This is a genomic window from Clostridium sp. 'deep sea', assembly GCF_014931565.1.
Taxonomy (GTDB): Bacteria; Bacillota; UBA994; order PWPR01; family PWPR01.
In genome coordinates this window covers 43,804-68,030 of sequence record NZ_CP063353.1, presented here as the reverse complement: position 1 = coordinate 68,030, position 24,227 = coordinate 43,804, and the positions used below count along the sequence as shown (strand labels likewise).

Annotated in this window: 25 protein-coding genes; 6 read left to right on the top strand and 19 right to left on the bottom strand. The window is 29.2% G+C overall.

Annotated elements, in window-relative coordinates:
• Window positions 1-7 precede the first annotated feature (7 nt).
• The 6 genes from IMX26_RS00340 to IMX26_RS00315 form a co-directional block, all read right to left on the bottom strand.
• The gene (locus IMX26_RS00340; protein ID WP_195159738.1) at window positions 8-727 is read right to left on the bottom strand and encodes a FliH/SctL family protein; all 720 of its coding nucleotides are present in this window, start codon (window positions 725-727) and stop codon (window positions 8-10) included.
• Window positions 728-939: 212 nt separating this feature from the next.
• Entirely contained in the window at window positions 940-2,004 is a 1,065-nt protein-coding gene (gene flhB / locus IMX26_RS00335; protein ID WP_195159737.1) for a flagellar biosynthesis protein FlhB, read from the bottom strand.
• A 13-nt stretch (window positions 2,005-2,017) separates the two neighbouring features.
• Window positions 2,018-2,788 (bottom strand): flagellar biosynthetic protein FliR, encoded by a 771-nt coding sequence (locus tag IMX26_RS00330; RefSeq protein WP_195159736.1) that lies wholly within the window; start codon window positions 2,786-2,788, stop codon window positions 2,018-2,020.
• 602 nt (window positions 2,789-3,390) lie between these two features.
• Window positions 3,391-4,365, bottom strand: coding sequence for a hypothetical protein (locus IMX26_RS00325; protein ID WP_195159735.1), 975 nt, complete (start codon window positions 4,363-4,365; stop codon window positions 3,391-3,393).
• 10 nt (window positions 4,366-4,375) lie between these two features.
• Window positions 4,376-5,281, bottom strand: a complete 906-nt coding sequence (locus IMX26_RS00320) for a phosphotransferase (RefSeq protein WP_195159734.1) — start codon at window positions 5,279-5,281, stop codon at window positions 4,376-4,378.
• A 13-nt stretch (window positions 5,282-5,294) separates the two neighbouring features.
• Window positions 5,295-5,969, bottom strand: a complete 675-nt coding sequence (locus tag IMX26_RS00315; RefSeq protein WP_207729299.1) for a type II CAAX endopeptidase family protein — start codon at window positions 5,967-5,969, stop codon at window positions 5,295-5,297.
• 173 nt (window positions 5,970-6,142) lie between these two features.
• Between IMX26_RS00315 and IMX26_RS00310 the strand changes: the two genes are divergently transcribed.
• The gene (locus IMX26_RS00310) at window positions 6,143-8,137 is read left to right on the top strand and encodes an alkaline phosphatase family protein (RefSeq protein ID WP_195159733.1); all 1,995 of its coding nucleotides are present in this window, start codon (window positions 6,143-6,145) and stop codon (window positions 8,135-8,137) included.
• A gap of 32 nt (window positions 8,138-8,169) precedes the next feature.
• Here the strand turns inward: IMX26_RS00310 and IMX26_RS00305 are convergent, their stop codons facing one another.
• A complete protein-coding gene (locus IMX26_RS00305; protein ID WP_195159732.1) occupies window positions 8,170-8,697 on the bottom strand; it encodes a cob(I)yrinic acid a,c-diamide adenosyltransferase in 528 nt (175 codons plus the stop codon).
• 186 nt (window positions 8,698-8,883) lie between these two features.
• On the opposite strand from IMX26_RS00305, the gene IMX26_RS00300 reads away from it, so the two are divergent.
• From IMX26_RS00300 to IMX26_RS00280, 5 genes are read left to right on the top strand one after another with little or no spacing between them, the layout of a single operon-like run.
• Window positions 8,884-9,414, top strand: a complete 531-nt coding sequence (locus IMX26_RS00300; RefSeq protein WP_195159731.1) for an RNA polymerase sigma factor — start codon at window positions 8,884-8,886, stop codon at window positions 9,412-9,414.
• On the top strand, window positions 9,411-9,710 hold the full coding sequence (locus IMX26_RS00295) for a hypothetical protein (protein ID WP_195159730.1): 300 nt from the start codon (window positions 9,411-9,413) through the stop codon (window positions 9,708-9,710). Before IMX26_RS00300 ends, IMX26_RS00295 begins: the two co-directional genes overlap by 4 nt.
• Window positions 9,664-10,557 (top strand): ABC transporter ATP-binding protein, encoded by an 894-nt coding sequence (locus IMX26_RS00290; protein ID WP_243259249.1) that lies wholly within the window; start codon window positions 9,664-9,666, stop codon window positions 10,555-10,557. Before IMX26_RS00295 ends, IMX26_RS00290 begins: the two co-directional genes overlap by 47 nt.
• Before the next feature lies 1 nt (window position 10,558).
• Window positions 10,559-12,016 (top strand): ABC transporter permease, encoded by a 1,458-nt coding sequence (locus IMX26_RS00285; RefSeq protein WP_195159729.1) that lies wholly within the window; start codon window positions 10,559-10,561, stop codon window positions 12,014-12,016.
• Window positions 11,976-12,605 carry a hypothetical protein gene (locus IMX26_RS00280; RefSeq protein WP_195159728.1) on the top strand — a complete coding sequence of 210 codons (630 nt, stop codon included), beginning with the start codon at window positions 11,976-11,978 and terminating at the stop codon, window positions 12,603-12,605. Before IMX26_RS00285 ends, IMX26_RS00280 begins: the two co-directional genes overlap by 41 nt.
• A 72-nt stretch (window positions 12,606-12,677) precedes the next feature.
• Here IMX26_RS00280 and IMX26_RS00275 read toward each other — a convergent pair whose 3' ends face one another.
• From IMX26_RS00275 to IMX26_RS00220, 12 genes are all read right to left on the bottom strand, one after another.
• Entirely contained in the window at window positions 12,678-13,358 is a 681-nt protein-coding gene (locus tag IMX26_RS00275) for a hypothetical protein (protein ID WP_195159727.1), read from the bottom strand.
• A 117-nt stretch (window positions 13,359-13,475) separates the two neighbouring features.
• Window positions 13,476-13,940, bottom strand: coding sequence for a hypothetical protein (locus IMX26_RS00270; protein WP_195159726.1), 465 nt, complete (start codon window positions 13,938-13,940; stop codon window positions 13,476-13,478).
• Window positions 13,941-14,099: 159 nt separating this feature from the next.
• The gene (locus IMX26_RS00265; RefSeq protein ID WP_195159725.1) at window positions 14,100-14,273 is read right to left on the bottom strand and encodes a hypothetical protein; all 174 of its coding nucleotides are present in this window, start codon (window positions 14,271-14,273) and stop codon (window positions 14,100-14,102) included.
• Between the two features lie 308 nt (window positions 14,274-14,581).
• Entirely contained in the window at window positions 14,582-16,135 is a 1,554-nt protein-coding gene (locus tag IMX26_RS00260; RefSeq protein WP_195159724.1) for an ABC-F family ATP-binding cassette domain-containing protein, read from the bottom strand.
• Between the two features lie 241 nt (window positions 16,136-16,376).
• Window positions 16,377-16,652, bottom strand: a complete 276-nt coding sequence (locus tag IMX26_RS00255) for a CD3324 family protein (protein WP_195159723.1) — start codon at window positions 16,650-16,652, stop codon at window positions 16,377-16,379.
• 2,021 nt (window positions 16,653-18,673) lie between these two features.
• A complete protein-coding gene (locus tag IMX26_RS00250) occupies window positions 18,674-18,979 on the bottom strand; it encodes a hypothetical protein (RefSeq protein ID WP_195159722.1) in 306 nt (101 codons plus the stop codon).
• Between the two features lie 338 nt (window positions 18,980-19,317).
• Complete coding sequence (locus tag IMX26_RS00245; protein WP_195159721.1) at window positions 19,318-19,878, bottom strand: transposase; 561 nt, start codon at window positions 19,876-19,878, stop codon at window positions 19,318-19,320.
• Between the two features lie 119 nt (window positions 19,879-19,997).
• On the bottom strand, window positions 19,998-21,170 hold the full coding sequence (locus tag IMX26_RS00240) for an MFS transporter (protein ID WP_195159720.1): 1,173 nt from the start codon (window positions 21,168-21,170) through the stop codon (window positions 19,998-20,000).
• A gap of 137 nt (window positions 21,171-21,307) precedes the next feature.
• Window positions 21,308-22,159 (bottom strand): PhzF family phenazine biosynthesis protein, encoded by an 852-nt coding sequence (locus IMX26_RS00235; RefSeq protein ID WP_195159719.1) that lies wholly within the window; start codon window positions 22,157-22,159, stop codon window positions 21,308-21,310.
• 58 nt (window positions 22,160-22,217) lie between these two features.
• Window positions 22,218-22,727, bottom strand: a complete 510-nt coding sequence (locus IMX26_RS00230) for an NUDIX domain-containing protein (RefSeq protein WP_195159718.1) — start codon at window positions 22,725-22,727, stop codon at window positions 22,218-22,220.
• A 41-nt stretch (window positions 22,728-22,768) separates the two neighbouring features.
• Complete coding sequence (locus tag IMX26_RS00225; RefSeq protein ID WP_195159717.1) at window positions 22,769-23,176, bottom strand: VOC family protein; 408 nt, start codon at window positions 23,174-23,176, stop codon at window positions 22,769-22,771.
• Window positions 23,177-23,338: 162 nt separating this feature from the next.
• Entirely contained in the window at window positions 23,339-24,163 is an 825-nt protein-coding gene (locus tag IMX26_RS00220) for a GNAT family N-acetyltransferase (protein ID WP_195159716.1), read from the bottom strand.
• Between the last annotated feature and the right edge of the window lie 64 nt (window positions 24,164-24,227).

Sequence of the window (24,227 nt, the reverse complement as noted above, 5' to 3'; positions counted from 1 at the left end):
AATTAGCTTATTTCGTTGCTAAAATTCTTTTTAGAGAATCCTCAATTTTATTCAGTCGAATATCTATGCTGGAGTTAATACTGCCACTATCCGTATCTACAATACAACTGCCTGCCTGTAGCTCTTCATCTGAAATGATATTTAGTTCATCGATACCACTAATATCTTTAAGGATTTTGTCCTGATTATTGTAGATAAACTCATAATCTGCTTCAGCCACCCTTAAGCTTACGTTAGTTCTTTTACTACAGCTTTCAATGGTTTGTTTAACTAAGTTTAGTACCACTTCTTTGTTATTATTTACACTATCTATTGTAAATTTTTTAGCAATAGACATTATTATTTCAACAATATCTTGTTCAGCAGTGTTTAAGTATTCTTTATATTTTAATTGGGTGTTGTTTTTAAGATTTTCTGTCTCCTGGATTAAAGCCTCATACTGTATTTTTCCTTCTAGGTAGCCCTTATCATAACCCTCTTTATGGCCTTCTTTTTTAGCTAAATCCGTTAATTCTAAAGCCTCTCTTTTAGCATTACTAATAATACGTTGAGCTTCTAGTTTAGCCTCTTTCACTAAGTTATCTGCTTCAGTTATTTTTTGATTATACTCTAACTCTATTGCTGGATCAGTAGTTTTTGCTGTTGATTTGTCTGGTTTATCACTACTAGATATAACAACTTTTAGTGGTGAGTCCAAATCTATCAAATTCTTTTTTATTATGCCCATTCTAAACCCATCTCCTCTTTGAACTGAGTCACACTTACACTTTTTATGTAAAACATTATTACTCTTTTAATTTCGTCAGAAACAAAAATATATTAATGATTTTTTACATTTTTTTAATTTAGTTAAAAATTATTTAAATATTTTATTAAGACAATCTTACTCATAATTTTACATATAAACAACAAATTAAGCTAATAATTCTTTATAAACAGCTAAAATAGTTTCTTTTTCTTTAATGTGTATACATAAGCCAAAATTTCTGCAACAGCGGTAAAAAACTCTGGCGGAATTTGATCACCAAGTTCAGCAGAAGCAAATAAAGCACGTGCTAGTTCTTTGCTTTCTACTATCTCAACTTTATTGTCTTTAGCTATTTCTTTAATTCTTTTAGCTATTAAATCTGCACCTTTAGCTACAACAACTGGCGCAACATGCTTTTTTTTATCGTATTTTAAGGCTATAGCATAATGAGTTGGGTTTGTTATAACTACATCTGCTTCGGGTACCTGTTGCATCATTCTTGCTGAAGCCATTTTCATTTGAATATTACGTATTCGAGATTTAATTTCTGGATTACCTTCTGTATTTTTGTACTCATCTTTAATCTCTTGTTTACTCATTCTGAGTTTCTTTTCATTCTCAAACCACTGGAATAAAAAATCTATAATAGAGATGAAAATCATAACAATTGTTAGCTTTATAGCTATATTAGTCATGTTTTTAACACCATAATTAATTGATTCATAAATATCATAACCCATAGTGTTAACCGTACTCTGAACTAAAGGTTTAAAGGCCCCATAAGCCACATACATACAGGCACCTATCTTTAATAATGATTTAACTAAATTCTGTAATGTAGTCATTGAAAAGAGCCTTTTAAAGCCTCCTATTATGCTAATTCTATTTAGCTTAGGCAGTATAGCTTTAGGGGTAAACAAAAATCCTACTTGAAAATAGTTGGCTGCCACACCTGATATTAACACTACAAAAAGAATGGGCCCTGCTACTACTGCAATTGTTTTAATAGCGAGTACTACTAAGTTTTGAAGTGAGCTAAAACCATCAGTTCCAAAGTCTTGATAACCAGTAGTAATTATTTGCACCATAAAGTTAAGCATATGTTGAAACATATACCTCCATAATATAACCATAGCCAATAAAGCTATAATCATTGTTACACTACTATTTATCTCTTTACTTTTAAGAACTTGTCCTTCTTTGCGGGCGTCCCGCCTTTTTTTGGGCGTTGCCTTTTCGGTTTTTTCACCTGCCATTTACATCTGTCCTTTATGTATACAATTGTGTTAATACATCAAAAAGATGATTAAAAATAAAATCTAAATACTTTATAAACGGTTCAATTAAAAAAATTATACTAAATAATCCAACTACTATTTTTAATGGTATACCTACCGCAAAAATATTTAACTGAGGTACAAACTTTACTAAAGTCCCTAATATTACATTAACAAATAATACTATTAAAATAACCGGTAAAGCTATCTTTAAGGCTATTACAACTGCAAATGAAAACGAACTAACCACTATATTGTAAAGTGAATCAAAGTTTATTCCACTACCTATTTGGTTAACCGTATAGGAGTTTGACATTATCTTAATTAACTGTAAATGACCATTAAGACGTAAAAACACTATTAAAGAGGTAATGTTTAATAGTTTTGCTGTTTGCGATACCTTTACACCATAATTTCGATCTAGGATACCTCCCATTTGAAAACCTATATGCATATCAATAATTTGACCAGCTATTAAGAAGATTGAAAAGAATATACTACTTATATATCCAACTAATACACCTTTAAACGTTTCTAAAATACAAACTAAAAAGAATTGTCCTATACCGATAGTAGGTGTAACTAGTTGAGCCTTACCAGTTAGTATCATTATGTAAGCAAAGTATATGCAAAAACATACCTTAAATATCTTCTGAACCTCTTGTCTACCCCATATAGGTGAAGCCAATACATAGCCAGAAATTCTTAAAAGGATTAAAATAAATAAATCTATTTGACTAAATAGTGTATCTAAAAAAGTCATAAGTATAGTCCTTAAATAAATTTGTTTGAGAGGTTTTTTAAACAATTTAAATCTAAAAAACTAGTTACATAATATGTAAGTTTAGCACTTTATATATCTATTATTATTTATATCTAACATAAGTAACAAAAACGTTTAGTCTCACTTATTCTTATTATATCAAATGTAGAGTTTATTGGCTTTATTTTTAGTATTTTTATTTAATTTAATTACTGTAAGTTAAAATTATTATAAAATATATTTTTTAATAACCAAATATTATTTATTATAATATTTAAAAAGTAACATTCAACAATAATAACAACTATTTTTGTGAAACTTTGTTTATATATCTTATAGCTATTATTGATATCGGCAGTTTTTCTGCTTTATCCATAACTCTTAGCTGATAACAACAGCTATATAATTTAAAATTCAAATTTTTTATCTTATTACTGGTAATGTACTTATTTCAACTCTCGTTTTTCAATGACTCTCCCTTATTCACTTAGGGTAAGCTTCATTCCTTGGAATACTGACATTAGATTCTGGAGCTCAACTGGCTAAAACCCATAATGAAAAGGTGTTTACCAGTATAAGATACCAGTAAACACCTATTTATATTATCTTAGTTTAATAATCTTGCCATTTTCTATTGTGTAAAAAACCGATCCCACAATATCCATGTATTCATTTCCTTTAATATCTTTAGCTTTAACAACTAAGTATGTCTCTTCAAAAAATTCGTCACTTCTTAAATTATCAACATCTTTTTTGCTAATAGTAAACGTACCGGAATAGATACTCTCTTTGCTACTTGAATGTACTTTATGCTCGTAAACATATTCTGGTATACTATTTGTAATTTTATCAATAGGTTTGCTTTCATAGCCACTGCCTGAGGTAAAGTCTATCTCACCTATAACTGTGTCACCAATTCTTACTTCTGCCGTTATTTCGGTAATTAGAATATTTTCAAAAAGGTGCATCTCTTTAAAGTCCTCTTTACTTTTGCCAAATACAGCAACATAAAAGTCCAAACTCATTGAGCCATCTTTTTGTGATGTAATTGATACTATATCACCATCAATCCTAACTACTCTATTCTTGAAGTTACTTAAATAGATTCTATTAATTTCTTCATTTCGGGTAATATCTTCGCTAACACCTACTAAATTAAGCTGATAGTCACTATCTGCTAACTTTAAGTCTATATCATATGTTAAGCTCTTATTTTTAGGAACTTCGATATTTGTTTGTAATCCAGTATTTAAATCAATAACATTAATGCTTAGTTGTTCATTTTTTTTGAGTTGATTAAGAGCTATTGATTGCTTTATTGTATATTGTTTAAAATCATCACTAACGCTTTCAATTACATAATTTCTTTTATTAATCCACATTGAAGTTTTCTTTAAGTTATTAAGTACCGAATTAAAGTTACTACTATAGCTATTCATAGAATGTACTAGCTCGTTTTTCACATTATAAACAGTCTGTTTTAACATCTTAACCTCAGAAAACAACGTAAAATTAATTGATATTGATACTACTAGTAAAACTACTATTAAAAGACTTACTCTGATATTATTTTTCATTATATCTCCATTATTCTTGATATTGTGAATACCACTGCGGCACTCTAGTGGCGAATCCTTGATAGCTACTATATATGGCCTCTATATTCCGAAATGCAACAGCTACTTCCTTTTTACCAAAGGGAATTGACCAAGGTATTGATGATATAGCATTATTAACTAAATACAAACAGAATAAAGAGAAAAATTCAATAGGAACACTGTTATTAAAATAGCCATTTAACATGCCTACAGAGAACGCTTGACTAGTTCTAACGCTGAAAGGCATTCTATTAAAGTCTTCCCAAGGATCACCAATATCTTGTCTATTAAAATCAATAATGCCAAGTTGCTCTTTTTCATTAATAATCATATTGCCAACATGAAAATCACCATGCAGTAATCTTGTTGGCCTATTTTGTAATAAATGTCTGTTTTGCTCTATGTAGTTTAAAAACTCTTTTTCATAATTAAACTTAACAGAGCAATTTAAATAACTCTTAATTTTTTTATCTATTTTTTTATTAAAGCGTTCATGCCATGGCATATAGCTAAAAGTAGGTTTTAATGAGTGTATTTTACTAATATTCTCACCAGCTTTTACACCTAAATCATACTGCTTTTTCTTGCTCAACTTAGGCAACTCTTGTTCTGCATCGTTACCTTTAAGCCATGTTAATAGTAGATATACATGTTGATTATTATTGCATACCCCAAAGTCCACGGGTCTTGTGATATTTAAATTAAGACTATTAATTTGCTGAAGCATTTCATACTCTCTTTTTTTATGCTCATAATACTTAATATCACTTAGCCTTAATATATAATAATCTTCTCCTATTAAAACTTTATACTTTAAATCATTTGACCAACCAAGAGTTATAGGTTTGATATTGCTCCAATTCGAATAGCCCTTAATATCAGCTAAATTTACCATAGTTAATCACCCCTTACATTAAATTAAAAAGCCTTAAACCAATTAATACAATTGCTGAATCTGCAAGTATGTGAATTATCCAAGAATTAAAGAGATTTTTAGATTTTACATCTACATAATTAAAAACAAAACCAATTAAAACTAAAGCAAACATAGCTAAAAGCGTTATGTGAGGTTTAAACCAAGTTTTAAAAATACCTATATGATAAATAGCAAATAAAACTGCAGAATATATATAGGCTATTTTTTTTTGACCTGAATTATAAAAGCTTAAAAATATATATCCTCTAAAAAAATACTCTTCTAAAAACGAGTTTAAAAAGGTTACATATAAGCCCACAAAAATGAAATTTGCTGGTGTTATTTTGGATTTTGTTTGAATTTCAGTTACGATGGATTGGAAATCGATTAATCCCTTAAATATTAAGTAAGAAATTATTACTGCAGCAAAAGATGAAACTCCTAAAATTACGCCTAGTTTAAAATTATTGTTTTGAAATTTTAATCTAATTATAGTTTCTTTACTAATTAGTTTGCTGTATATAATAGGAATACTTATAAATAATGTTATCTTTAATATTGTTTTAATTAAATAATTTACTTGTAGATATTGTTCTATAAAATATAACACGATTACAGCTATTAAGGAAGTACTTATTAGGTAGATAACTTTTTTTAAACTGCTCACACCCTTCAACTAATATTTTATAGACATAATTCTATTTTTTACGCCTTTATAATTATATTATGTAATAAGTTATAGTCAAATGTTTTCTAAAGTAATTAACAACACCTTTTTCCATTTGATATTTTACAAAAAAAATGATTAAATGTGATTGATACATTAAAGGGAGTTAGGAAATGAAATTAGAGAGTATTTTAACTAAAATTAAATCTTATGTTTTAGATATAACCCAAAATAAACTGTTATTATTTTTCATAATTTCCATTATTTATATGGAGCTTGTATACGCTGTTTGTGTTTTTCAGAGAGTTGACATTGCTTTTATTTACCCTGTTTTATTTTCTATATCAGCAGGATGTTTATTTACCATATTAAGCTCTATATTTAAACCTCAAGTTAATAAAATAATAGCCTATTTAGTAACTACTTTATTAGGTTTAACATATTGCTTTTATTTAGTGTATTTTAAAATATTTAAAACAACTTTTTCTTTGTATTCTTTTGTAGGAGCCAAAGATGCCCTACAATTTAGTAGTGTTATTAAGTCATCCATAATAACTAACTTATTTTCGATATTATTATTTTTTATACCCCTAGCAATAGCTGTTTACTTTCACAAAAAAGTTAGTTTATCTGAGCGAATTATTAAAATGCAGGTTTTACTTCTTTGTTTAATGTTGTTTAGTTTTGTGTTAGCTATAGGTGCTGTGCAAACAACAGCTAATAAGCCTAATTCTCAACATAGTTTGTATTATAAATCTACTTCTCCTCACCTAATGGTTAAAAAACTTGGTCTATTAACGACAATAAGGCTAGATTGCAAACGACTATTATTAGGTTTTAACCCTAACTCTGCAACTGAAAATAGGCTGCAATATATCAAAAACTTAAACCTTAAAAAATTTTTAACAAAGGAACCTAAGTTTAATATCCAATCAAAATATAATGTTATGGATATTAGCTTTTTAGATTTACTTACAAAAGAAAATAATAACAAGCTATTAGATATGCATAAATACTTTAGTTCAGTTCAACCTAGCTCTCAAAATAAATATACAGGATTGTTTAAGGGTCACAACTTAATTTTAATAACAGCTGAAGCATTTTACCCATATGCTATAGATAAAGATTTAACACCAACATTATATAAATTAGCTAATGAGGGTTTTAAATTTAGTAATTTTTACAACCCACTTTGGGGAGTTAGTACATCGGATGGAGAATACGCTGCCTGTACAGGATTAGTGCCTAAAGCAGGTGTATGGAGTATGTCTAACTCTAGCAAAAATGATATGCGTTTTACCCTTGGCAACCAGCTTAGAAAACTTGGTTATATTACAAAAGCATATCATAATCATACCTATAATTATTACAATAGAGATATCTCTCACCCTAACTTAGGTTATGACTATAAAGGTGTTGGTAATGGACTAAAAATCTCACCGGCTTGGCCAGAATCAGACCTTGAGCTTATTGAGCAATCTACTAATGAATACATTGGTGATAAACCATTTCATACTTATTATATGACTGTTAGTGGCCACTTCGAATATAATTTTGAGGGCAATAATATGAGTATAAAAAATAAAAAGTATGTGGAACATCTTAACTACTCTGACCCTGCAAAAGCCTATCTTGCTTGTAACTTAGAGTTTGAATTTGCTTTAACAGAGTTAATCAAGAGGCTTGAAGAAGCTGGTGTAGCAGATAAAACAATTATTGCAATTAGTCCAGATCACTATCCGTATGGTTTACCTAAAAAGCAAATTGATGAACTAAGTAGTCATGTGATTGAGGAAAATTTTGAACTATATAAAGCTGATTTTATTCTATGGAAAAAGGGTATGGAACAAGTTATTATTGATAAACCTTGTTCTAGTATTGATATTTTACCAACATTATCAAACTTATTTGGTTTAAAATATGACTCTAGGTTATTATTTGGTAGAGATATTTTATCAACTGCTAAACCATTAGTAGTATTTAATAATAGAAGTTGGATAACTGACAAAGGTAAATACAATGCTTTAACAAGTCAGTTTAGTGGCAGTGTAGATAATGAAGCAACTTATATTAATATAATCAATAATAAGGTTGCGGATATCTTTAATTACTCTGCTTATATTTTGGAAACGAATTATTATAGTAAAGTATTTAAAAAAAATCAGTAGTTAGCATGATGCTAACTACTGATTCACACTTTTTATCGCTCTATACCATCTCTGGCCTCAACCCCATTATTATAATAGTGTTTTATTTCTCTCATTTCAGTCACTAAATCTGCAGCTTCAATTATTTCTTTAGGGCAGTATCTACCTGTAAAAATGATTTCTACATCTTTAGGTTTTTGTTCTATAATGTTTAGCATTTGTTTTACTGTTATTAAATTATAATAGTTGGCTACACATATTTCATCAAACACTACAAGATTGTACTGTTTAGAAAGCATAGCCTCAATACATTTTTGCACACCTAATAAAGCCATCTCTACATCTTGAGGGTTAGGTGGATTTTTAACATGGATAAAAGTATCTTTACCAAACTGCTCAATAATAATATACTCACTTAAAAGCTTGGCACTTTCTAATTCTCCATATTTTTGTCCTTTCATAAATTGACCTATATAGGTTTTTAAGCCTCGACCAGCTGCCCTTAAAGCTAACCCTAAAGCAGCTGTAGTTTTACCTTTATTATTTCCTGTATAAACTTGTACATATCCTTTAAAATTCATTGTATGCTCCTTATCTTGCTAATAATTTATTATGCTAAACTATTGAATAACTCGCTAATTAATTTACTATGCTATTATACTTAGTTTACTCTAAAAATGATTTTAAATAAAATATTTATAAAAAATAGTGTAACCTTTTAAGTAGTTACACGAATAAATAATAGATATGCAAAGGAGGGAGCTATTTTGCTTAATGATAAAACTCTCATTCAAAAATTTTTAGCCGGCGATGATGAGAGCTTTGAAAAATTAATAATTAAATATAGAGCTAATGCTATCTCTTTTGCTATTAGGTACCTAAAGGATTATTATTTTGCTGAAGATATTGTTCAAGAAAGCTTTGCAACGATTTATGTTTATAAAGAACGATACAATAATAAGTACCCATTTAAAACCTATTTATTTACCATAATTCGTAACAAGGCAATTGATAAACTCAGAAAACTTAAGAAAATAAATAGCCAACCGTATGAGGTTAAAATTTATAGATCTCCTGAGGATATAGTAATTGAACAGGAGCAAACTTGTGTAATTCTGCAAAAATTCTCAGAGCTCAAAGAGGAGTATCAAACGGTTTTATATCTTTCACAATACGAAAATCTTAAACAAAAGGAAATAGCAAAAGTAATGAATAAGTCAGTAGCTCAAATAAAAGTATTAAATTACCGAGCCAAAAAAAAGTTGCAAAAACTATGTGAAAAGGAGGCTATAAGATGAGTTATTTCAAGAATGATAAGCAGTTTATAAATAAAATTTGTCAAAAGATAAATGTTCTTAACTATGAAAAACAAGAAGAAGAGATAGTTAAAAGAAATAACCGTAATTTTTTTAAACAGTGCCTTTACAACTCTATTTGTCTTATTATATTACCGCTAATCTTTTCTCTAGTTATTTATCTAAAATATGGCCTAGACCAATTTTTATCAATGATTATTGGAGCAATGTTACTATGTTCAGGAGTAATATATGAGAACAACTCAGGAGAACAATACTATGGAAATAAGCATAAATAATTTAAGTAAACAATATGTCAAAACAACTGCTCTTAACAACATAAATTTAACTATTAATAAAGGCATGTTTGGATTACTTGGTCCTAATGGGGCAGGTAAAACAACTTTAATGAGAATTCTTACTACGTTACTTAATAAAACAAGTGGAACAGTTAAAGTTAATAATATAGACATTGAAAATAAACAGCAAATAAGAGAGATAATTGGATATTTACCTCAAGAATTTTCTCTTTACCCTAAAATGACTGTTTTTGAAGCTATGGACTATTTATCTTTATTAGCTGGAATTAAATCTGCAAAGTTTAGAAAGCAAAATATTATAGAGCTTTTAGAAAAAGTAAATCTCTTAAAGTTTAAAAAAACTAAGGTAAGGGCTTTGTCTGGGGGTATGAAAAGACGTTTAGGAATAGCTCAAGCTTTAATAAATAATCCCCAACTATTGATAGTAGATGAACCTACTGCTGGTTTAGACCCAGAAGAAAGAATACGATTTAGAAACTTACTAAGTGACTTTGCAAAAGATCGCATAGTAATATTATCAACTCATATTGCAGGAGATATTGAATTCACTTGTAATGACTTAGCTATTTTAAACAAAGGCAATATTGTATATCAAGGTTCAGTAACTAATTTACTTAAAAATGCAGAGAATAGTGTTTGGTCTGTAATTATTGATAGAAGTAAATTAAATGAGTTAAGACAAAAAAACACTATTATTTCATCAGTTTCTGAGGGTCATACAGCTCGTATAAAGCTATTAAGCAAAAATAAACCTTTTAGTCATGCTACTATGGTTAAACCTACTATTGAAGATGCCTATATGAAGCTAATGAAGGAGGTTAAATAAAATGTTTTTTGGGCTTGTAACAAAAGAGCTAAAATACCAGTTAAAAAATATTGTTTTATACCTGCTTTTATTAACTATTTTTTTATTTTATAGCTCACAATATAGTATAACAACAGACGATGTAATAAGTTTAAAGCCTACTACTGAAATGCAGATCGTTAAAGAATATTTAGTGCATGTTCATAAAACAAGTGTTATAAATAACTCTAGTAATCAACAAGTTAAGCTTACAAGTTCTAACTTAATAGATGTAGAATGGGCGTTAGCTCAATTAAAAAAGATAAGTGTGAAAGATAAATATGGCAATAACCAAGCCAAATCTGCTAATGATTTTGCAAATATCTTAAATACCCTTAATACTAAATTAGGGGGCAATACCATTCTTAGTGAATCTACACGCAATAGATTCTTCTCTAAAGCCTTTAACTATGGTTCAAAAGAAATGGTTGATGATCATAAAAAAATGAAGGCAGTTATTTTAAACTTAATAGGAGATTACCATTGTAACAGTATTTATACTTACCCTATTGGCTTTTACAAAAAGGTGATTTTAACAGAAAAAAGAAAACAAGCTATGTTAAATGCAGTAAACTTAGTAGTAGAAAATGGTGCTAACTACATTGATAATAAACAAGCAATAAGCAATATGAAGTTTAAGTGTACTTTTGATGAGTTTAACACCATAATGGATAAGCTTAATCGGCAGCTAGGTGGAGGTAGTGTTTATGACTCTAATAGAAGATCATCGTACTTTTATAGTGAGAGCAGAAACTATGATGAAGCAATGCTTGTCTACCAAAGCATAGTTAAAGACGATAAATACTCTAACTCTTTTGCCCGATGTTATTGTGATTATATGGGTATTACAGCCTCATTGTTTCCTATTTTTTTGGCAGCATTTGTACTGCCAAGAGATAAACGTTTTAAAATGCATGAGCTTATAAACAGTAAAAAAATAAAATCTTATAGCTACGTTTTGGCTAAATACCTAGCTATTGTTATTCTGTTATTTTTAGGTTATATGTTTATAGCTGGGTTAGCAACATCTAGCTTCATTAAAATAGCTAATTCAAGTAATTTAGTAATAGATAAATTAGCATTTTTTAAATATACTCTTTATTGGGTTATGCCAACAGTAATGTTTGTTACCGCTTTAGCTATGTTTTTGTCAGTGTTATTTAATAACGGAATAGTTGTTATTCCTATTCAGTTTATTTTATGTATGACATCTATGCTCCCCTTAGTAGGATCATATGGGTTAAAGAAATTTTTTATAAGGCTAAATAGTGTTATTAGTTATGCTGACTTTAGCCAATACAGTAATCAAATAATGTTTAATCGAATATTTTACGTTTTTCTTTCAATTGTTTTAGTCGTTTTAACATCAATTATTTTTAAAAGAAATAGGAGCAACTATAATGGTGAACGTAAAGTACTATTTAGCCGTAATAAAATATAACATAAAAATTATATTTAACCATAATATTTTAGCAAGCATATTTATAGTACTAATTTCACCCCTATTATTTAACTTTGAACAACTAAATTACAAAGATATAGCTATAATTGGGGAAATATATTTAGTTATTATAGGTATCTTGTTATTGCCCTACTTAACTGGTATTGAATATATCAATAACATATGTGAAATAACTAGAAGCAAAGTACTTAATAACTCTGTAATTTATATTTTAAGGTTATTAGTAACTATAGTAATATTAATTATATTAATTTTAATTCCTATTGCTTTAGCCTATAACCATAGTGGTAGTTTTCCCTTAATTGAAATATGGTTAGGCATTAGTATTTCGGCACTGTATTTTGGTTTAGTTGGTTTAACTATTACAAATATTTTTAGTAATACTATAGCAGGGTATTTTGTAGCTTTTTCTTACTATATGTTTGAGTTATTTACCAGAGGAAAATTTACTGGTAAATTATATGCCTTAAGTCTACTTAAAACTAGTTTTGCTGAAAAATATTATTTGTTAGCTTTTTGTGTTGTATTATTATGTGTAAACTACTTTATTGTTAAAAAAAGAAATTAGATACCATAATATATCATAGAGGCTCATAGAATATAATAACCTATAGAGCCTCTATATTTTTATTTTATTAACTTATGATAATAAAGCAAACTTTTTCACTAATTCATTTTTATTTATATTATTGCCAATCTGCAAAGCCCTGGTTAAAACTAACTCACTACAATGCTGTTTAGATAACTGTTCGTTAACTTTTAACCAATCTCTATCAATATGATTTTCCACAGTATTAAACTCTGCTGAAGGCCATCCATAAGGTTCACCTTGTTTATTTAGTTTTCTTTTGTTACCCACAACAGTAATATAAAACTCTTTTTGTAACTGCTTAATGCTATTATTAAGAGTACTGCCCCCATTCTTTTTTGTTACAGATAAGGCTTTGCGAATTTCGCTAGTGCTGTAGCTTTTATTGTTTGTAAATAGCTGATATAAATCATAGGTCATTTGGTTTACTTCTCCACTATTCCATCTACTTTGCATAGTTTTATGTGGATGAAATAAGCCGTAAAAAACCCTATAAAAGTCTTTTGATACAAAACCCTTGTGTCCGTTAATAATGCAGCCATAAGCTAGTTTTTGCTCTTTAGCAACCCTATCCTTCCATTTCCAGGGATCAGTATTTAGCTCATTTGTATGCCATTGTTCTTTAGCTGTTAATGAACTTAATGAAGGAAAACCCTCTACGACATTTGACAGAGTTATAAAACCCAGTTCATTAACCTTGTTTATGAATTGCTGATATGTTTGAAGTAGCATTATATTACTCCTTTTAATAATTTTTTAATCTAAATAAAATAAGTAGTGTTAATAGCATAATGATAATGCTATTAATACTACTTTACCATAGTTTGTAAAACCTTAATATTATATTTACTAAAGTTTAACACTTTGTTTAAATACTACTCCCTCTTCATCATGCACTATTATACTAGAGCTTTTAGGTATAAATAACCTATACTTGTTTATTTCATCGTAATCTATATTACAAATTGTGCACTCATTACCATAGTGTTCTGATGACACTAATTCCACATTATTATGCCACAAGCTAAAATTAAAATACTTTAAGAGGTTATTATCTGAAAAGCTATCTTTTAATAAATACTTTATACTCTCTTCAGTTAAATCAATCATAAATAGAGTCATGTTTGCGTTATCTTCTGTGTCTATATTAATAATCTCTTTGCCAACATTTTTCACATACTCTATAACGGCAGCTTCATTATTAAAACAACCTATTCTTATTGTATTAGCTTTATTAATAAATTGATTAAATAAAGGCATCCAGTATTTATAAGATAGTTTCATGTCTGTTCCAAAGTGTATAAAGTACCTCAATTTAATCCCCTGTCCTTATAATTAGTTATAAGCTATTATATCAACTAAAAGATGCTGTAATTATTAAGCTAATGTTAAATAACTTATTACCTAAATAGTATTGACTATCTATACTTCATTATTCTCAACACCACAGGTTCTATACAGATTACTTACATATTATCCTGTAATAACTGTAAATACTTGATTCAATTTTTCATACCTACTATACTCCGGTAATTCAATATTCTTAAGTTTTAGTGGTTTAGGTTTAAAAGTTAAATTAATTATAAAAACCATTAAAACAATAAGTACAACTACAAACAACGGTTTTATTTTATTGTACTTAACCAAATAACCATCTCCCTCAAATGATTCTTAATTGTATATACCACAAAATACGCTAAATATAACAAATAGACTATTTAAAATACCTACATATTTTTGTAAAACTTTGTATTTTTAGTTTATGCAAACTAAGTTTTAGTCATCACCATTTCAATTTAAATCTATAATAATAAAGCTTACACCAACAGTAACTGTTAATGAAAGCCTATATATTATTAAAAATTGCTATTTATATTTGTTTTTTCGTAGAACTTGCTGTTTACAACAGTTTATCTATAACTCTTTTAAACTAGCTCATATCTTTAAGACTTTAATTACTTATTAAACTTCCATAACTCACAATTCCAAATGTCTGTAATTATATCGCTGTAAAAATCTGCCTCATGGCTCACTAACAAAATACTACCAGGGTATTTTATTAGTGCTCTTTTAAGTTCTTTTTTGGCATCTTTATCTAAATGATTGGTAGGCTCATCTAGTATTAATATATTTGTGGCAACGTTTATAAGTTTACATAACCTAACTTTAGTTTGCTCTCCACCACTTAAAAGATTAATTTGACTATCTATATGTTTATAGGTTAAACCACATTGGGCTAGCGCTCTACGTACCTCTTGTTTGTTTAAACCTCTTAGTTCTGCCATTACATCATCTAATACAAAATTAGTATTCTGTTGTTTTATCTCTTGCTCATAATAACCAATGTGTTGATAGTAACCTAGCTCAACAGATCCGTTTAAAGGTTTTATTATGTTAAGTAAACTCTTTAACAAGGTTGTTTTACCTATACCATTGGCACCTGTTAAGGCTATTTTTTGACCGCGCTCCATTTTTAGATTTAGGGGTTTAGTTAAGGGTTTATTATAACCAATAACTAAATCTGTGGCTTCAAAAATTATCTGCCCAGAGTCTCTGGCCACTTTAAAATTAAAGTAGGGTTTTGGGTTGCTTTTTGTGAGCTCTATTCGATCTATTTTCTCTAACTTTTTTTGCCTAGATTTAGCTTGTTTAGCTGTTGAGGCTCGGGCTTTGTTTTTGCGAACATAGTCCTCAAGTTTGGCTATTTCACGCTGTTGCTTTAAAAACTCAGCCCTAACTTGTTTTTTGTTTTGAGCATAACAAGCTAAAAAAGCTTCATAGTTGCCTATATATCTTGTTACTACATGGTTTTCTACATGCCAAATAACATTAGAAATACTATTAGTAAAATCCATATTATGTGAAATAACAATAAAGGCTTTTTCGTAACTTTTTAAAAACACTGTAAGCCACTCTATATGCTCTTCATCTAAATAGTTTGTTGGTTCATCTAGCAGTAAAATATCTGGTGCTTCTAATAATAGCTTAGCTAATAAAACCTTGGTTCGTTGACCACCACTTAAAGCAGATACCTTAGAATCAAAACCTAGTTTTTTAAGGCCTAACCCCGAAGCAACAGCCTCTATTTTAGATTCAATATTATAAAAATCGTTAGTATTTAGATAGTTTTGAAAATCACTAGCTTTAGTTAATGCCTTTGTCATCTCAGCCTCACTCAAATTATAGGCATTTGAGTAGAGCTTGTTCATGTTATGCTCAATATCATATAAATGTTGAAAAGACTCTTTTAAAGTATTTTTTATGCTCTTGTGGGCTGTAAGCTGGCTATGTTGATTCATGTAACCAACTTTAACCCTATTGCTCCATTCTACTGTACCATTATCAGCTAAAAGATTATTGGTAATAATATTCATTAAAGTAGATTTACCAAAACCATTAGCGCCTACTAAAGCAACATGTTCTGATTTTAAAAGTCTTATTGATACATTTTTAAATATCTCTTTATCTCCAAAACTATGATATAAATTACTAATTGCTAAAATACTCATTAAAACCACACTCTCTTTAATTACACTAACATAGTACCAAAGCAATTATCCTAAATTCAAGGACATAGATAATATAGAAATGTGTTTGAGCTTACAAGATAATCATAAACATTTCTACCTTAAATATGTTCGTTATTAAGGGCTAAAAGCTATCTGTATTGTTTAAAAGTTAAAACCAATGGTCACTTTATTTTAACCATTGGCTCAATAATTGCTAAAATTAAATATAAAATTTTTAATCTCAAGTACCACATTTTTCACTGCGTATTATTCTACGCACGCTTGGTTCTGTTAAAAAATAGGTTGCAGCAAGTTCTTTTATAGATATTCCTTGCTGATACTTTTGGTACATTTCTTTATTTCTTGTGCCTAGCACTTTTTTAGTACCGCTATTCTCTCCCCAAGATTTTTTATTATCTTCTCTGCGTGGTATATACAGATAACTTCCATCAACATAATTTTGTATAATCTCAATAATTTCGTTAGGTAGCACATTTTGTGCATTTTCATATTTCATAATTTTTGCTCCTTTTATTTTACTCTTTGGTTATAGAAAAATAAATTGAAGCAAAAACTACATAAAATTTTAAGCCTGTAACAACTTCTTATTTAGGCTCTGAACACGACTATGTTCTTTAATTAGATGTAGTCTTTGCTCAGAGCCACCAGCACTAGCTGCTTTAGTTAAAATATGCATAAATAAATTTTCCTTTCTATATAATGACTACACCTTAAAAGGTACTTTATAATTTTATCATATTTTTTAGGTTTTTTACAAGATAAGGCGAACACGAGGTTCGCCTCTACGAGTGGTTTACATAAATTTATAACCACTAAGCGCACAAAGGGCACGAAGTGGTTTTGGGATTTAACTTAATTGGTGGTTTAAAAATGAGTCTATATAATAAGATTTACAAAAATGGATTGACTATTAATTAAGATGCTGAGGCGTTAGGATTACCATTCAGCATTAACATCTATTTATTTGATTATTTTTTAAGGTAATGATTATACTTCATTTCATTACGTATAACATTTTCTTTTCCCTTCGTGCATTTTGTGGTACTAATCCCTTAACTATTAACATTAAGCTCAATTTTTAAACCTTAATATACCTAATTAACTAACAGCTTTAAAAATCACACTCCCCAATTAGATTAAAATAATTATTTAACCACTAAGGGCACAAAGTGCACAAAGAGGGTTGAGGAATTAACTTAATTGGTGGTTTAAAAATGAGACTATATAATAAGATTTACAAAAATGGATTGACTATTAATTAAGATGCTGAGGCGTAAGGATTACCATTCAGCAATAATATCTATTTATTAATTATTTTTTAAGGTAATGATTATACTTCATTTCATTACGTATAACATTTTCTTTTCCCTTCGTGCATTTGTGGTACTAATCCCTTAACTATTAACTTTAAGCTCAATTTTTAAACCTCAATATACCTAATTAGCTAACAGCTTTAAAAATCACACTTCCCAATTAGATTAAAATAATTATTTAACCACTAAGGGCACAAAGGGCACGAAGAGGTATCGATTTAACTTAATTGGTGGTTTAAAAATGAGTCTATATAATAAGATTTACAAAAATGGATTGACTATTAATTAAGATGTTGAGGCGTAAGGATTACCATTCAGCAATAATATCTATTTATTAATTATTTTTTAAGGTAATGATTATACTTCATTTCATTACGTATAACATTTTCTTTTCCCTTCGTGCATTTTGTGGTACTAATCCCTTAACTATTAACATTAAGCTCAATTTTTAAACCTTAATATACCTAATTAACTAACAGCTTTAAAAATCACACTTCCCAATTAGATTAAAATAATTATTTAACCACTAAGGGCACAAAGTGCACAAAGAGGGTTGAGGAATTAACTTAATTGGTGGTTTAAAAATGAGACTATATAATAAGATTTACAAAAATGGATTGACTATTAATTAAGATGCTGAGGCGTAAGGATTACCATTCAGCAATAACATCTTATTTTCCCTTCGTGCACTTAGTGGTACTAAATCATTAACTATCTACTTTAAGCTCAATTTTTAAACCTCAATATACCTAATTAGCTAACAGCTTTAAAAATCACACTTCCCAATTAGATTAAAATAATTATTTAACCACTAAGGGCACAAAGTGCACAAAGAGGGTTGAGGAATTAACTTAATTGGTGGTTTAAAAATGAGACTATATAATAAGATTTACAAAAATGGATTGACTATTAATTAAGATGCTGAGGCGTAAGGATTACCATTCAGCAATAATATCTATTTATTAATTATTTTTTAAGGTAATGATTATACTTCATTTCATTACGTATAACATTTTCTTTTCCCTTCGTGCATTTTGTGGTACTAATCCCTTAACTATTAACATTAAGCTCAATTTTTAAACCTCAAGTGAGGTCTTACTCAGGCGAACATGAGGTTCACCCCGTACTACCCCTTTTTAAACAATTTTATTAATTAGTGGTTTAAAAATGATTTTAATGACAAAATTACTAAATTATTTGATTATCACTCAAGATATCTAATACCTTTACCTACTGATTTTGCATATTCAATTTCTGATTTTGTGCTACTGCCGATATATCCATCTTTATTTATTACATAAATTTCATTTGCCATATCAATTTTCCGCTTGTGCATATCATCAAGCATCTCTTTTGTGCCTTCTTCCCATACTTCATTGTCGCCAGAGTGTCCAAACAGTCCAACGGAGATTACAATATTTCCTTGCAATGTTAAGTCCTTTTGAACCTGTAGAAATTCCTCTTTAAATTTAGTGCTACCACATAAAGTAACTACATTATAATCTTTCATCTTAGTGCCTCCTTAAATTGATTAAATTATCACCTTAATAACAATTGAAGAGGTTTAACCAAGTTACCCACCGTAGTGGCGAAGCTGGTTTTCGCCATTTTTGAGTTGTTTGAGGTATTACTTAGGCGAACACGAGGTTCGCCCCTACGAGTATGTAAACTTAATTAACTTAATTGGTGGTTTAATAATTGATTGAAATACTTATTGGTTAATTCAAGTTACCTACCGTGGGAGTAAATCTATTCTTAGCCATTTTTGGTTTTTTAAGGAATTACTCAGGCGAACACAAGGTTCACCCGAAGTTACTTTAAGGTTAATATTTCTTGGTTTAAGAATAATTACTCACTATAGTATCTATCTAACTCCCATTTCTGCACATTTGTATCTATATACTGCCAGATTCTTTGATAGTCTTTTTGGTTACGGATTATGTGATCGTGGTAATTTCTTTGCCATATACGCTTTTCAAAAGGTTGTAAAGTACCTTTCTTAACTGCTTTTATATATTCTACCGTGGTTTTAGATTTAAAAGACTTAACAAAGTTACCCATTGTAGAGGCGAAGCTGGTCATCGCCTTTTTAGGTTTATTTGAGGCATTACTACAGGCGAACACGAGGTTCGCCCCTACCAAATCACTTTGAGATTTTATTTTAAGTATTGTATGTACATGGTTTGGCATTATTATGTATTTATTTAGTTCAATATTATTAAATTTATTGGGTGTTTGGTTTAATATTCTCTCTGCCATTAATCCTGCATAGCTTAATATCATTTTGCCATTTACAATATCGCCAAGTAACATACGCATATTTTGGGTACACATCGTTACAAAATAACAACCTGCTCTCGAGTAGTCATAATTCTTTAATCTTGTTTGTTTTCTTTTCGGTTTAACCATAATTTACTCACTATAATAGCTATCCAACTCCCATCCCATTCGTAGGGGCGAAGCTGGTCTTCGCCTTTTTTATTGTTTGAGGTATTACTTAGACGAACACGAGGTTCGCCTATACAAAATTACATTTTTATTTTATTAGTTGATATTACAAAATATATATAATAACACAAACACAAAAATCCTAAAATTGCAAAACCACTAAATATGGAAAACTTAGAAGCTATATAGCCAAAAACTAAACCAATAATGATTGTAGCTATTCTTAAACCTAAAGATAAAAAAGAATCTATGGTTGCTCTCATTTTAGAATCAATGCGGTGATGCAAATAACCTGTAACTAGGGGTTCAGTTAATCCTGAACCTAAAAACACCAGAATTAATGCAATTAAACTAAGTGGTGTTTTTATTACAGCCATTAATATAAAACCTACTATGCTTAATAATAAATTAAAAGACAGTAACTGTTTATAACTATATTTTTTTAATAGCTTAGCTACAGCTAGGCTACCAGGTATTCTTCCCATTAAAAATAAAGCTCCAAATATCCCAAAACTGTATATTGGTATGTTAAGGTTGTTTAAGTAAACTTGCCAAAACTCATCTAAATAGGTCAGTGTTGCTACTAAAAACATGCCACTAACAACTATAATAGTAATATTAGGGTTATTTTTAAATACCTGTAGTGAACTAGTTATATACTGCTTTAAAGGTATGGGTTTATCATTATTACTTGTTACTTTTACATCTACTAGAGTTAAAGAAGCCATAAAAGAAATCATAACGCTAACAATAGATAAATAATAATTAAACTCATAGTTAAATTTATTAGCTAAAAAGCCACCAGCAAGAGCAGCAATTAAAGCTGCGCTAAAATCTGCTGCTTTTATTTGACCCAAAACTGTTTCGAATTTGTTTTCTTGATTAGCTTTTTTTAGAGTATCATACAATAAGGCTGTTTCAGAACCACTGACCATACTTGTAGAAATTCCTGCTATAAATACAACCAAAGCAAAATGCCAAAAGTTATTTGCATATATAATAATTATAAACTCACAAAGTGTTAAAAACGATGCAAATACAATCATTTTTTTACGACTAAATTTATCTGCTAATATACCAGTTGGTATCTCCAGAAAAATTATTGTAACAGCATATATTATTTCAGTGTAAACAACCATTAACACAGTCATGCCACGTTGTTGCCAAAAAAGTCTCTCAATTACATAAGCAAATATTAAGTTATGAAAGAATACTCTTATTCCTAGTTTTTGTATATTATTTAAATAGTTCATTTCTACACCTCCGTAAATTTTTAATTTGTATTGAACTTTCAATACCTTTACGGTGGTGCTCGATCTCTAACAATTACATACTAACAGGGAGGTCGTACATATTTCATTGTATAAAATTCCTTTCTTTTAGGTATAAACTAAACATAAATTTCACCTTTACCCATTATTATAGCATTTCCACCAATTAAAACACGCTGATCTTTAGTAACAGAACCTATTATAAGAGACTGAAAATTATTGATATAACCTTGTTCTATTTTGTAGGTATTTAAGGCCTGTGATTCTTTAGCTAAGTAAGATAATAAGGCTGCATTTCCTACCCCGCAGGCGGGATCTTCTACACCCTCTCTGGGGCAAATATTACGGGTATGTAAGTCATTATTTTTGCTTATTGTTTCATAGGTAAAAATTTGGGCCTCTCTGGCATTATAATCATTACAAAGCTGTTTAAGCTTACCTATGTTTCTTTTAACTCTGTTTAGAGCCTCTAAAGATACTACAGGCACAATAATATGTCCTAAACCAGAATCTACTACCTTTACAGGTAAGTTTGTCTGTAAATCATTTGCATTAATCGATAATACATTAGCTACTAATTCTTTATTAGTTAATACTTCTTTATGTTTTATTTCATTAAATGAAAGGCTATATATGATATTATTGTTATTATTCCTTACAAATGCAACATAATAACTGGTATCGGTTAGTACATCTATTGAACCTTCATTTATTAACTTTTGCTCGTACAACACCTTTAAACCTGCTATAGTAGGGTGTCCTGCTATCGGTAGTTGTTTTAGGGGTGTAAAGTATTTTATTTCTATTTTGCTTTTGTTTATAACTTTAATAAAAACTGTTTCAACTAAGTTTAGTTGTTTGGCTATACTCTGCATTAATTTGGTTTTAGGAAATTGCTTAACTAGTACAACTGCAGCAGGGTTACCCCTAAAAGACTCTTTTGCAAAGCTATTCACAATATAATAATCCAATTATTAACCTCCATTTTCTTTTATAGTATTATTCATATTTAGTTTGCATTTATATAATTTATATAAAGCTACTAGCATTCCAATCTTCTATTTTACTCCAATTAAAAACTGGTTTTTCATTGTCACAATCTACTATAGCAACTTCAATTATTTTGGGATTATTATGTAAAATATATCGCTTAAGAGTTTCTTTAGTTGTAGCTGACATAGCTCTGTTTAGAATGTTATTTTTAGCTATCCAGTTTAATTCTCCTTCTTCTGTTTGGCATAATTGAGTTTTAAGTGTTGTACCAAAGTACACATATTGTATTCTTATTTCGGATGCGGCTTTGCGCATAATAATGTATTGCAGATTTAGGCTATTTATATCAGTCTCTTCTAAACCAGTTTCTTCCTTTATCTCTCTAATACAGGCTTTTTTAGGTTCGTTCATTTCAGCAGGCTCAATATGTCCGCCAATAGCAGCCCAAAGTCCAGGGGCAAATTTTTTTTGCAGTGATCTCTTCATCATTAAGAGTTTATTATTATTAAAAATATAGGCTCTTGCAAACGATTTTAAGGTAATCATTGATGATAAACCTCCTTACTTAAACAATAATAGATTTTTAGCTAATTATTATGAAATATTTTAATAGAATCTTTGTTTAAAAAAGCCTGAAACTCAAACTTATAACCCCCCGGCCCTGTAGCAAAAAAGGTTTTAATAGGCACATCTCTCATGCCACCTATTTCTGATACCTCTGTCATATTACTGGCTTTAATATGTTTATGCCAATCTTCAACACTATCAACTACTAAGGTATATAACATAGCATGTTCATCTTTAGCCTCTAAGGTCCCTTTACCGCTCTCTACTGCTCCTAAAAATGCTTTATTAGCAACTGAATATATTTTTGCCCAGCCATGATCCTCTACCAGTTTTAGTTTTAAAGTGTTTTGCAAAAATACATCTGCTTCACTAATATTTTTAAAATATAACCAAGTTATTTGTGAAGCCACTCCTAAGTTTAAGCTCATATTACTTTACCTCCAGTATTTTATGGATACTACAAGCATAACATATTTATAATTTAACGGGTGAAATTATTTAGGTTTCCTTGGTTTTAGGCTTAATGATACTTTATTTTGCTGAGCTTACTAGGATTTATAAAAGGTCGCTCATAATGAACGACCTTTTTGTTAAATTATATATTCAAATAAGGTGTATTCAAACTGCTTTTCATAACCCAGCTTTTCAGCTAAGGCCTGAGAACCATAGTTTGTTTGCATACAATCCCAGTATGGTTCAAAGTAGTTGTCTCTACAATAGTTTAAGAACTTACTCACAGCAATGGTAGCAAAACCCTGTTTTCGGTAGTCCTCTAAGGTATGAATATGAGATTCCATAAAACCTGGTTTTTTATAGCTAGTCACACAGCTACTTATAACCATATTATTATGCATAACACAATAACCGACACCATGCTTTAAGTAGTTATCTATAGAGCCCCACCAAGTAATTATTATTGATTCTAAAAAATCATAATTACTTATTTCACTATTTAATAATTGCAAATCAATTGCTTTAACCGTGTAATCTTGTTTAAGCTCATAACTAGGCTCATTAAAGTTTTTAATCTCTTTATGTTTGTAAACAAATTGTTTAGACTCATCATACTTCTCTTTGTGTTTAAATAGTTTTGCTAAAGTTATCTCCCAATCTGTATTTAATCCACTAAATTCTATCCATTTATAGTTTATTTTTTTAGCCTTTTTTATAAGTACTTTATCAAAAAAATCTACTATAAATTTATTAAATCTATCATTGTTTGCATCACCAACAAAATAAAAACCCTTCATGCCCTCAACCCAAATCACTGCTGATTTTGGTTCAAGCACATCATCAACGTAAATAGTTCCTGGGTTATATCCCCAAATTACGGCCTCTGGTTCTAAATTAACTTTAGCACCAGTCATCATTTTAGCTACTTTGTAATAATCACTCTTACTCAACTCTTGTAACATTGTTTTTCTCCTCATTAAATTTCACTTTAGTAAAGTCAACATTTAATGGGTGTCATAATAATAT